8 protein-coding genes are annotated in these 12,253 nt (G+C 65.0%); 7 read left to right on the forward strand and 1 reads right to left on the reverse strand.

Annotated elements, in window-relative coordinates:
* Positions 1–4 precede the first annotated feature (4 nt).
* On the reverse strand, positions 5–1,213 hold the full coding sequence (locus tag ACFQ0E_RS16590) for an acyl-CoA dehydrogenase family protein (RefSeq protein ID WP_386825727.1): 1,209 nt from the start codon (positions 1,211–1,213) through the stop codon (positions 5–7).
* A gap of 119 nt (positions 1,214–1,332) precedes the next feature.
* Between ACFQ0E_RS16590 and ACFQ0E_RS16595 the strand changes: the two genes are divergently transcribed.
* The 7 genes from ACFQ0E_RS16595 to ACFQ0E_RS16625 all read left to right on the forward strand — a co-directional run bounded on the left by ACFQ0E_RS16595 (position 1,333) and on the right by ACFQ0E_RS16625 (position 12,190).
* The gene (locus ACFQ0E_RS16595) at positions 1,333–2,262 is read left to right on the forward strand and encodes an ArsR/SmtB family transcription factor (RefSeq protein ID WP_386825728.1); all 930 of its coding nucleotides are present in this window, start codon (positions 1,333–1,335) and stop codon (positions 2,260–2,262) included.
* 10 nt (positions 2,263–2,272) lie between these two features.
* On the forward strand, positions 2,273–3,433 hold the full coding sequence (locus ACFQ0E_RS16600; RefSeq protein WP_386825730.1) for a homocysteine S-methyltransferase family protein: 1,161 nt from the start codon (positions 2,273–2,275) through the stop codon (positions 3,431–3,433).
* A complete protein-coding gene (metH, locus tag ACFQ0E_RS16605; RefSeq protein ID WP_386825732.1) occupies positions 3,430–6,123 on the forward strand; it encodes a methionine synthase in 2,694 nt (897 codons plus the stop codon). The genes ACFQ0E_RS16600 and metH overlap by 4 nt, the downstream gene beginning before the upstream one ends.
* Before the next feature lie 283 nt (positions 6,124–6,406).
* Positions 6,407–8,503 carry an autotransporter domain-containing protein gene (locus ACFQ0E_RS16610; RefSeq protein WP_386825734.1) on the forward strand — a complete coding sequence of 699 codons (2,097 nt, stop codon included), beginning with the start codon at positions 6,407–6,409 and terminating at the stop codon, positions 8,501–8,503.
* 33 nt (positions 8,504–8,536) lie between these two features.
* Positions 8,537–10,633 (forward strand): autotransporter domain-containing protein, encoded by a 2,097-nt coding sequence (locus ACFQ0E_RS16615; RefSeq protein ID WP_386825735.1) that lies wholly within the window; start codon positions 8,537–8,539, stop codon positions 10,631–10,633.
* A 28-nt stretch (positions 10,634–10,661) separates the two neighbouring features.
* The gene (locus ACFQ0E_RS16620) at positions 10,662–11,483 is read left to right on the forward strand and encodes an alpha/beta fold hydrolase (RefSeq protein ID WP_386825737.1); all 822 of its coding nucleotides are present in this window, start codon (positions 10,662–10,664) and stop codon (positions 11,481–11,483) included.
* Complete coding sequence (locus tag ACFQ0E_RS16625; protein WP_386825739.1) at positions 11,480–12,190, forward strand: hypothetical protein; 711 nt, start codon at positions 11,480–11,482, stop codon at positions 12,188–12,190. The genes ACFQ0E_RS16620 and ACFQ0E_RS16625 overlap by 4 nt, the downstream gene beginning before the upstream one ends.
* The last annotated feature ends 63 nt before the right edge of the window (positions 12,191–12,253 follow it).

Raw genomic sequence — 12,253 nt, forward strand, 5'->3', positions numbered from 1 at the left:
TTCATCAGCGCAGGCCGGTCTCGTTGCGGGCGATCACCAGGCGCTGGATCTCGCTGGTGCCTTCGTAGATCTCGGTGATCTTGGCGTCGCGGAAGTAGCGCTCCAGCGGCATTTCCTTGGAATAGCCCATGCCGCCGTGGATCTGCACGGCCTGGTGGGTGATCCACATGGCCGCTTCGGAGGCGACGAGCTTGGCGATCGCGGCCTCGTTGCTGAAACGGGCACCGCCGTTCTCGGACTCGCCCTTCTGCCAGGCAGCGCGCAGCGTCAGCAGCGTCGCGGCATCGAGCTTGCACTTCATGTCGGCGATCTTGGCCTGGGTCATCTGGAAGGTGCCGATCGGCGCACCGAAGGCCTTGCGATCCTTGACGTAGGCGATGGTCGCCTCGTAGGCGGCGCGGGCGATGCCGATGGCCTGCGAGGCGATGCCGATGCGACCGGCGTCGAGCACGCCCATCGCGATCTTGAAGCCCTCGCCTTCCTGGCCCAGCACTTCGTCGGCCTGGACCACGTAGTCGGTGAACTCGATCTCGCAGGTCGCCGAGGCGCGGATGCCCAGCTTTGGTTCGGTCTTGCCGCGATGGAAGCCATCGCGGGCAGTGTCGATCATGAAGGCGGTGATGCCGCGCGCGCCCTTGTCGGGGTCGGTCATCGCGAACAGCACGATGTACTTGGCGACCGGGCCGGAGGTGATCCAGCTCTTCTTGCCGTTGACGACGTAGGTACCGTCGGCCTGCTTCACGGCCTTGCAGCGCATGGCGGTGGCGTCGGAACCGGACTGCGGCTCGGTCAGGGCGAAGGCACCGATCTCGCGGCCTTCGGCGATCGCGCGGACGTACAGCTGCTTCTGCGCTTCGGTGCCGAACTTCAGGATGCCGTTGCAGAACAGCGAGTTGTTGACCGACACGATGGTCGAATGGGCCGCATCGGCGTGGGCGATCTCGATCATGGCCAGCACGTAGCTGATCGGGTCCATGCCCGCGCCGCCGTATTCGGTCGGCACCTCGATACCCATCAGGCCGTTCTCGCCGAGGGTGCGGATGTTGTCGAGGGGGAATTCGCCGGTCCGGTCGTGGTGTTCGGCGCTCGGCGCGATCTTTTCCTGGGCGATCCGTCGTGCCACGTCCTGAATCATCAACTGCTCTTCGGTGAAGCGGAAATCCACGGGCGCATCCTCGGCTTGGATTGGAATGGGAAGGATCGAAACGCGCATTGTAGCCATCGCGTCGCGTATACCCCAGTACGCAGACGCATGCGGTCCGGTTTCGCTTGACCGGCGGGGCGCCAAGGCCGACAATCATCTTTGTATCGCGATGATGAGATATTGACGCCATGGACCTCGAAGCCTGGTCAGCCCGACTGAAAGTCCTCGCCGACGCCACCCGCGTCCGGCTGCTGGCCCTGCTCGAACGCGAGGAACTGACGGTCGCCGAACTCTCGTCGATCACCCGGCTGGCCCAGCCTAGGGTCTCGACCCATCTGGCGAAGCTGAAGGAAGCCGGGCTGGTCCGCGACCGCCGCGCCGGGGTCTCGGCCTACTACCGCTTCGACGAGGAAGCCATGGACGCGCCGCAGCGCTCGCTGTGGCGGACCCTGCGCGAGGGCAGCGACGACCCCCTGCTGCGCCAGGATGCCGAGCGCATCCCGGACGTGCTGGCGGCCCGCGCCGCCGACGCCAACTGGGCCGACAGCGTGGCCGGCGACATGGAGCGGCACTACTCCCCGGGCCGGACTTGGGAAGCGATGGCCCGCTCGGCCCTGCCCCTGCTCGCACCGGGCAGCGTGCTGGACATCGCCTCCGGCGACGGCGTACTGGCCGAGCTGCTGGCCCCGCACTCCCGCGAGTACATCTGCGTCGACGCCAGCACCCGCGTGGTCACCGCTGCCAGCGACCGCCTGCGCCGGTTCCCCAACGTCCAGGTCCGCGAGGGCGACATGCACGCCCTGCCCTTCCCGGACGGTCATTTCGACCTGGTCGTGCTGATGCACGCCTTGACCTATGCGGCGCGTCCGGCGGTGGCCGTGGCCGAGGCCGCACGCGTGCTGCGCCCGGGCGGCCGCCTGCTGCTGAGCAGCCTGGCGAAGCACGAGCACCGCGCGGCGGTGGAAGCCTACGGCCACGTGAATCTCGGCTTCTCCGACAAGGACCTGCGCAGGTTCGTCGAGAAGGCCGGCCTGCTCATCGCCACCAGCGAGACCGTGACCCGCGAGAAGCGTCCGCCGCATTTCGAGGTCATCTCGATCATCGGCACCAAGCCCTGAAGACACCGCCATGAACCTGCCGTTGAACCCCGCCACCGTCACCCCGCCCGCCATCGGCGAGCGCCTGCCCTGGCTGCACCCCGAACGCGTCGCCAAGCTTGAAGCCGCGCTCGCTTCGCGCATCCTGCTGCTCGACGGTGGCATGGGCACGATGATCCAGCAGTACGGCCTGCAGGAAGCCGACTATCGCGGCGCTCGCTTCGCCGACGGCTTCGACGCGAAGTCGGCACCGGCCACCGACGACGCAGGCCACGCCCACGGCGCGGGCTGCGGCTGTGGCCATGACCAGAAGGGCAACAACGACCTGCTGACCCTGACCCGGCCCGACGTGATCGGCGCGATCCACCGCGCCTACCTCGATGCCGGTGCCGACCTGCTCGAAACCAACACCTTCAATTCGACGACCGTCTCGCTGCTCGACTACCGCCTGCAGCACCTGGCGTACGAACTGAATCTCGAAGGCGCACGCCTGGCACGCAAGGTCTGCGACGAGGTCGAGGCGCTGACGCCCGACCGGCCGCGCTTCGTCGTCGGCGTGCTCGGCCCGACCAGCCGCACCGCGTCGATCAGCCCGGACGTGAACCGCCCCGGCTTCCGTGCGATCTCCTTCGACGAGCTGCGCGTGGCCTATCGCGAAGCCGCCGATGGCCTGATCGACGGTGGCGCCGACGCGCTGATGGTCGAGACGATTTTCGACACGCTCAACGCCAAGGCCGCGCTGTTCGCGATCGAGGAAGCCTTCGAGGCGCGCGGCGCACGCCTGCCGATCATGATCTCCGGCACGATCACCGACGCGTCGGGGCGCACGCTCTCGGGCCAGACCGCCGAGGCCTTCTGGTACTCCCTGCGCCATGCACAGCCGCTGTCGATCGGCCTGAACTGCGCGCTCGGCGCGAAGGACCTGCGCGTGCATGTCGACGTGCTGTCGCAGGTCGCCGACACCCATGTCAGCGCGCATCCCAACGCCGGCCTGCCGAACGCCTTCGGCGGCTACGACGAAACGCCCGAGGACATGGCCGGCGTGCTGCGCGAGTTCGCCGAAGCCGGCCTGCTCAACATCGTCGGCGGCTGCTGCGGCACCACGCCCGCGCACATCCGCGCCATCGGCGACGTCGTGTCCGGACTGCCGCCGCGCGCGCTGCCCGTTCGTCCGGAGGCGCTGTCCGCATGAGCGCGTCCGCACTGCCCCGCTTCACCCGCCTCAGCGGCCTCGAACCGCTGGTCATCACGCCGGAGACGAACTTCGTCAACGTCGGCGAGCGCACCAACGTCACCGGCTCGGCGCAGTTCAAGAAGCTGATCCTCGAAGGCCGCTACGACGAAGCCGTCGTGGTCGCGCGCCAGCAGGTCGAGAACGGCGCGCAGGTGCTCGACGTCAACATGGACGAGGGCATGCTCGACTCCGAGAAGGCGATGGTCGACTACCTCAACCTGATCGCCGCCGAGCCGGACATCGCGCGCATCCCGGTGATGGTCGACAGCTCGAAGTTCAGCGTGATCGAGGCCGGCCTGAAGTGCCTGCAGGGCAAGGGCATCGTCAACTCGATCTCGATGAAGGAAGGCGAAGCCGAATTCCTCCGCCAGGCCCGGCTGGTCCGCCGTTACGGCGCGGCGGTCGTGGTGATGGCCTTCGACGAAGTAGGCCAGGCCGACACCGTCGAACGCAAGGTCGAGATCTGCTCGCGCGCCTACAAGCTGCTGACCGGGAAGATCGGCTTCCCGCCCGAGGACATCATCTTCGACCCGAACGTGTTCGCGGTCGCGACCGGCATCGAGGAGCATAACGACTATGCCGTGGCCTTCATCGAGGCCACGCGCGAGCTGAAGAAGCGCTTCCCGCTCAGCCACATCTCCGGCGGCGTGTCGAACGTCAGCTTCTCGTTCCGTGGCAACGAAGCCGTGCGCCAGGCCATCCACGTGGTCTTCCTGTACCACGCGATCCGGGCCGGCATGGACATGGGCATCGTCAATGCCGGCGCGCTGCCGCTGTACGACGACCTCGACGCCGACCTGCGCGAACGCGTCGAGGACGTGGTGCTCAATCGTCGTCCGGATGCCACCGAGCGCCTGCTGGAGATCGCGGACCGCTTCAAGGGCAAGAAGGGCGAGAAGAAGGTCGAGGACCTGCGCTGGCGCGAGAAACCGGTGCGCGAACGCCTGTCGCACGCGCTGGTCCACGGCATCGACCAGTACATCGAACTGGACACCGAGGAAGCACGCGCGCTGTCGACGCGTCCGCTGGACGTGATCGAAGGCCCGCTGATGGACGGCATGAACGTGGTCGGCGACCTGTTCGGCGCCGGCAAGATGTTCCTGCCGCAGGTGGTGAAGTCCGCGCGCGTGATGAAGAAGGCCGTGGCCTACCTGCTGCCCTACATCGAGGCCGAGAAGCTGCGCACCGGCGATGTCGGCAAGAGCAACGGCAAGATCGTGATGGCGACCGTGAAGGGCGACGTGCACGACATCGGCAAGAACATCGTCGGGGTGGTGCTGGCGTGCAACAACTTCGACGTGGTCGACCTCGGCGTGATGGTGCCGGCGCAGACCATTCTCGACCGCGCGGTCGCCGAGAACGCCGACATCATCGGCCTCTCCGGCCTGATCACCCCGTCGCTGGAGGAAATGAGCCACGTCGCCAAGGAAATGCAGCGCCAGGGTCTGAAGATACCGCTGCTGATCGGCGGCGCGACGACCTCGCGCGCGCACACCGCGCTGAAAATCGACCCGCACTACCACGCGCCGACGGTGTGGGTGAAGGACGCTTCGCGCGCGGTCGGCGTGGCGCAGTCGCTGATCTCGCCGGACCTGCGCAGCGCTTTCGTCGCCGCGAACGACAGCGACTTCGCCGAGATCCGCGCCCGCCACCGCAACCGCGGCGACGCCAAGCGGCTGGTGTCGCTGGACAAGGCGCGCGGCCAGAAGTTCGAAGGCGGCTGGGACAGCTACACGCCGCCGGCGCCGATCAAGCCCGGCCTCACCGCGTTCGACGACTACCCGCTGCAGGAACTGGTCGACTGCATCGACTGGACGCCGTTCTTCAGCGCCTGGGAACTCGCCGGCCGCTACCCCGCGATCCTCGACGACGCGATCGTCGGCAAGCAGGCCCGTGACCTGTTCCGCGATGCGCAGGCGATGCTCAAGCGCATCGTCGACGAGAAGTGGCTGACCGCGCGCGGCGTGTTCGCGCTGTGGCCGGCGAACAGCGTCGGAGACGATGTCGTGATCGACGTCGACGGGAAGCCGGAAACCCTGCACTTCCTCCGCCAGCAGGTCGACAAGCCCGCCGATCGCCCGGATTTCTGCCTCGCCGATTTCATCGCGCCGAAGGACTCCGGCAAGCAGGACTGGATCGGCGCGTTCGCGGTCACCGGCGGGATCGGTATCGAGCCGCACGTCGCGCGCTTCGAGGCCGACCACGACGATTACAACGCGATCCTGCTCAAGGCGCTCGCCGACCGACTCGCCGAAGCCTTCGCCGAGCGCCTGCACCAGCGCGTCCGCAAGGAGTTCTGGGGCTACGCCGCCGACGAGACGCTCGACAACGATGCGCTCATCGACGAGAAGTACACCGGCATCCGCCCCGCGCCAGGCTATCCCGCCTGCCCCGAGCACAGCGAGAAGGCCACGCTGTTCCGCCTGCTCGACGCCGGCAACAACGCCGGCATGACCCTGACCGAAAGCTTCGCGATGCTGCCGACCGCCGCAGTGTCCGGCTACTACTTCAGCCATCCGCAGAGCCAGTACTTCGTGGTCGGCCGGGTCTCGAAGGAACAGGTCGAGGACTACGCACGACGCAAGGGCGTTTCGCTGGCCCAGGCCGAGCGCTGGTTGGCGTCGAACCTGGATTACGATCCGGAGTGAGGGCCGTAGGCAGTCACAAGCGCTCAGCTTGCATCACCGGGATAGGTTCGTCGGTACCTGGCACGCGGTAAGGCATGCCGCCACCTTCCCGGCCATCTCCTGCCACATTCCTGTCCTCCACAGGGCTTTCGCTATAATCCGACGCCAATTACGAGGCTGGTCGTCAGTGCACGCTGACGCCGACGAGATCAAGGACAGAGCCAGCCAGGCAGAGTGCGGTGACAGAATCCACGACCGCACCAAGGTGCTTACCCAATGAGCGGATTCAAACAGGAGCTCCAGCATGCGTCAATCCGGCCATTCAATCGCCTTCAGAAGGATCAGTGCTGCGCTCGCCCTCGCACTCTCATGCGGGTACGCCACAGCCGCCGACATCAGCGTCTACAGGCTGACGAATTTCGCGCCAACTGCGCTCTCTGCAGATGGCCGTCGAATCATTGGCCGATACCTGGTGAATAACTCCGGCAGCGTATGGTATCCATCCCGATATGCCGCTGCGTTCCTCGATGAGTACGGTGTCCTGCACATGCTGCCGGGAACTGACGACCCCAGCGTATCCTTGATATCAGGTTCCACTTTTTCCGCATCAGGCATCAGTGCCGACGGGTCTGCGATTGTCGGCACGAAAAGGGAAATCCTGCGCTACCCCTACGAGAATAGAAGGGCGTACCTATGGACCGCATCGAACGGATTTCTGCTTTTTGACCCGGCCGCCACCTATCAAAGCAGCGAAGGCTACGGCATTTCTGGCGATGGGAGCACGGTCGTTGGAGCTTCACGCAATTCGTACCTATCTGGTCCTCCGGGACCAGTTCGGTACACCGCGACCGTCTGGCGAACGGGACATCTACCGCTCGATCTCGGTCGACTCGACCCGTCGCACGTCCATAGCTACGCAGTCGCGGCGTCGTACGATGGCTCGATCGTCGCAGGCCGATCATGCAACAGCAACGACATCAGCTGTCAGGCTTTCCGATGGAACTCGTCAACCGGGATGCACTCGCTCGGCACGCTGGACGGTGAGATCAACAGTTATGCCACCGACATCTCGGCCGACGGCAGGTCCATAGTCGGAAGAGTTGGAAGACAAGGATTCATATGGAGACAGGAAACAGGCATGGTGGGTCTCGGGGCCCTGCCTGGGCTGACTGTCTCTTTCGCCAACGCAATTTCAGCCAACGGACGCGTGGTTGTCGGCTCATCCGGATTCCTATGGGCGGGAAGCGCGGAGACACAGGGTGAAAGAGCATATCGATGGACCGAGGCTTCGGGCATGCAGCCTGTGGACACCTGGCTGAACGAAAATGGCGTGACTTTGCCGGCCAATCACCTCCTCCTGCGCGCGAATGACACGAACCACGACGGAAGCATCCTCATCGGGCGCGGACTGGACAGCGTGTCGCGAGCTTACTTCGACTGGATAGCCAGAGTCGGCAATGGAAGTACAGGCATCATCACCGACACCGTTGGTTTCAGACAAAGCCTCTGGGAGACAAGCGGCCTGATGGCGAACTTCTCATCCAGGCTTCCTGAGTACGTGACCTCAGGCATCCGCAGTCGCACGGGGCTCGACCGGGGTGCGTCCTCCGGAACCGGTTGCGCATGGGCAAGCGCCAGCCTCGACTTTTCGCAGGATGCAGCGAATCGCGGCCAGGCTGTCGATGCCGGCTTCTGCAGGGACTTCGGCGAATGGCGCATGCATGCGAGCCTCGGCCACGTCTCGATGTCCGCAAAGCCATCGGACAGCGTGGAAGGCAGAGGCTACGCAAACCATTTCGCGATTGAAGCCACCCGAAGATTCGGCAACGGGTGGGAGTTCGATCTGCTCGCCGCCGCCGGCCGCTACAGGATGCAGCACGACCGCTCGTACATGAATGGCTCCGAGAGGGAGACCTCCTCCGGCGATGCGAATGGGCGCTATGCCGTCTACCGGGCGCGTGTTGTGGCACGGGACATGTGGAAGCCCGGGGAGACAAGCATCTCGCCCCAGTTTTCGATGACGCATTCACGCTCCATTCTCGACGCATCCACCGAAACCGGCGGTCCGTTTGCTTCGAGCTATACGGGAGCGGAATGGAACAGCACCAACGCGTCACTGGGCGCGACGTTCGCCAGGGATGCTGGCGACCGCGCAACCCTGACCTCCACAGTCGAGTTCACACATCGAATCCGTGAACCCGATGCGACGATCATTGCCAATCCAGGCGTGCCACTGGGCATCGAACTCGATGCCGACGACTTCGATCGCAATTGGCTGCGCGCTTCCGTGCAAATCGATTATGCGATGAGCCAGCGATCCAACCTACGTCTCGGACTGCACGGCAGTTCCATGGATCGTGCATCGTTCGGTATCGATGCGGCATATGCCCTCAAGTTCTGATCCGGACATCCCAATCTTCGCAATGAAGCAGCCATGATTCATCGAATTCTCCGCAAGCCCCTCAAAAGCAGTCTCGCGATCGCTATTTCGATGACGTGCGGAACATGCTTCGCTGCCGAGCCTATCGTCAACCTGCCATCCAATTTCGAAGCCATTTCGATTTCTTCGGATGGGCGCACTATCGCAGGCCACCTGAGGACTCCTACGGATCCATGGACAGTGGATCGTTTCCAACTGGCCTGGATCACCGAAGCGGGCTCACTTGCCGCACCGGACGCACCAGACCTGAGCACCTACAGATACCGCGTTTCCGGCATCGATGCCGATGGATCCACGATCGTCGGAACGAGGGCTGAAGTCTGCTCGAGTTTCTGCCGATTCCAGACCGCATTCCGGTGGACGCAACAGACTGGTTTCGAATTGCTGGCACCTGTCGTGGTCATCGACTCACCCGGGCGACCGTCAAGGTACAACCAAAGCACCGCGAGAGGCGTCTCCGGCGATGGCGGCACCGTCGTCGGCGCATCACTCAACGGCTTTCTCGAACACACGGCTACGGTGTGGCGCACGGGCATGCCCGCATTGAATCTCGGCCAACTGCCTGGGCACAGGGACAGCATCGCCAACGCGGCATCGCATGACGGCTCCGTCGTGGTCGGGGCGTCCTGCGCGCAATTGCCATCCCTGCTGCAGACAACCGGCTGCCAGGCTTTCCGGTGGAACCAATCCAGCGGACTACGCTCGCTCGGCGAATTGAACGGTTCAGGCACTGGAAGCATCGCAATCGACGTCTCCGCTGACGGAAACACGATTACAGGCAATGTCGGCCTGCAGGCATACCGTTGGCGCGAAGCGGATGGCATGTCCGCGCTGGGATTTCTTGCTGGCCATGCCGTTTCCCGGGCGAGCGCCATCTCCGCCGACGGTAACGTCATCGTCGGATCATCGGGGTTTCGAAGCATTGCGGGTACAGGCCAGATCGAAGGAGCGCGCGCATTCAGATGGACGCAAAGCACGGGGATGCAGTCCATCGACGCATGGCTCGGCGAGCATGGTGTCGTTCTGCCGACCGGCTTGCTGCTGACGAATGCCGTGGACACCAATCGCGACGGCAATATCGTGATCGGCCAAGGACGAAACACGCTGACGGAAATGGACACCTACTGGCTGGCCCGCATCAAGGATGGCACTGCAGGGGTGATCACCGACCTTCCTGCTTTCACCCTTTCGCTGGATATGGCATCCCACGCTGTCGCCCGCAACGCTTTCATGCTCCCCCGGCAGTCCCTCATGCATGTATCGAGGCGCAGCCTATTCGACGAGCGCCTGAGTCATGACGAGAGGAATTGTGGCTGGATCGCCGCCTCGATTCACCATGACGATGACGATGGACTCATGCAGCAATCGCGTGAAATAGGCGGTTGCCGATTGTTCGATCGATTGAGGCTGGGCCTGGGCATGGTACGGATCACGACCCGTGAAAGCCATTCCGGATTATTCTCGTCGCGTTCCACGGTCGATCAGCTGATTTTCAAGGCCGGCTTCGAGGCGGGAGAAATGGCGCGAGTCGACATCGCCGCAGCACGCACTGAATTCGATATGCGCACGGTCCGTGCGTATCTCAACGGAAACCGCATCGACTCGTCGATCGCCAACCCATCGGGGCACGCATGGTCGATCCGCGTGACCGGCACAGCGCACGAGGCATGGCGCATCGGAAAAACGAGCATTTCACCCTATGCATCCTTGGACTGGATGCGCTCGGAAAGCGATCCTTTCGAGGAAAGACTTGGCGCATTTGCCGCGACGTTCAGCGGATCGAACCAGCAGAGCGCCAGCTTGTCACTCGGCATGAAGGGAGCGATCGACATCAACGACCGGACGCGCCTGCTGCAGTCGATCGAGATTTCACGCGCGCTGTCTTCTTCGCCGGCGACGATTCGAGCCGACCCGGGCGTTCCTCTTGCGGCCGAAACATCCTTCGAATATGAGGAGCGCACCTTCGGGCGCGCGGGCATCGACCTCGACCATCGGATAGGGGCTTCTTCGTCGCTGCGGTTTTCGATGCATGCCGAATACTCGGGCAACGCGCGATACGGCCTCGGCGGAGCGTATACCATCCATTTCTGAGGGATTTCGCCTTCGCACCTTTGCACGCATGACCGACCGCCTCGTCTTCTCCCACGCCAACGGTTTCCCGCTGCCGGTCTATCGGCGGCTGTTCGATGCCTTGCGGCCGGATTTCGATCCAGTCGGCGTGCTGCGCTTCGGCCACGATCCCGCGCGGCCGGTGACCCCGGACTGGCCGTATCTGGTCGATGAGCTGGTCGAGTTCGTGCAGGCGCAGCCGGCGCATGCGGGGCGCACCTGGCTGGTCGGACACTCACTCGGCGGCTATCTCAGCGTGCTCGCCGCCGGCCGGCTACAGGGGCGCGTGGACGGCATCGTGCTGCTCGATTCGCCGCTGATCGCGGGGCTGAGCGCAACCATGATGCGGCTGGGCCATGTCACCGGCCTGGACCGGCTGGTCATGCCGCTGACCCAGACCCTGCAGCGCCGCCAGCACTGGCCGGACATCGAGGCCGCGCATGCGCACTACCACGCCAAGCGCATGTTCCGCTGCTGGCATCCGGACGTGCTGCGCGACTACGCCGAGTACTGCACCGTGCCGGACGGGCGCGGCGAGCGCACCCTGCTGTTCGATCGCCACGTCGAATACCGCATCTACCGCACCCTGCCCTCCAAGCGCACGGTCGAGGCTGCAGCCGCGCTGCGCGTGCCGGCGGCCTTCATCGGCGGGCGGGACAGTCGCGAACTGCGCCACATCGGCCACCGCGCCACCCGGGCGCTGGTCGGTCCGCGCTGGTACTGGCACCCGGGCAGCCACCTGTTCCCGATGGAGGATCCGCAGGCCACGGCAGGCCTGATCCGCAAGGCCATCGCCGATATGATGGCGGCCAGGGAGAGCACCGCAGCATGAGCGAAGACCACGACGACGCGCCCGCCGCGTCCAGCAACGAAGCCTTCATCCAGCGCCACGCTGCGCCGGGACGCATCGGCCTGTGCGCCGGCGGCGACTGGATCAGCAAGGTCATCCGCAAGTCGCAGGCGCCGCTGACCGACGACGGCCATCGCAGCCTGTGGTCGCATGCCTTCCTGTTCAGCGAACGGCGCAGCGACGGGCACTGGTGGGTGATCGAATCCGATCTCGACCTGCGCTACAAGCAGATGCGCCTGGGCGTGCAGGAAAACCGCGTCGCGCGCTATTTCGACGCGAGCGAATTCCCGAACATCGCCATTCTCGACTTCGGCCTCGACGAGGCGCAGACACGTCGCGTGGTCGGCGCCGGCCTCGACCTGCTCTCGGGCCTGGCCAGCTATTCGCTGAGCGAGCTGGTCGGCACCATGCTGGCGATGTACAGCACGCGCCTGCGCAAGCGCGACAACCTGCTCGCGAAGGAAGGCGCGCTGTACTGCTCGGCCATGGTCCAGCACTGCTACGCCGCCGCCGGCATCCACCTGTTGCCCGACGTCTCGGGCAAGAACATCGCCCCGCACGACATCGCCGACTCGCCGCTGCCGCACACCGCGCACCGCCTGGTCCGCGATCTCGGCATCTCGACGATCCGCGAGTACGCGCATCGCGCCGAGGCCCTGCTCGCCACGCCGATCGACGAGCTGTTCTGACATCGAGATCCCCCGTGCCCGGCCATCGCGCCGGGCGCATATCCCGCCCCCTGCCCCCGCAGA

It is taken from the genome of Lysobacter brunescens, assembly GCF_042677005.1.
Taxonomy (GTDB): domain Bacteria; phylum Pseudomonadota; class Gammaproteobacteria; order Xanthomonadales; family Xanthomonadaceae; genus Lysobacter_I; species Lysobacter_I brunescens.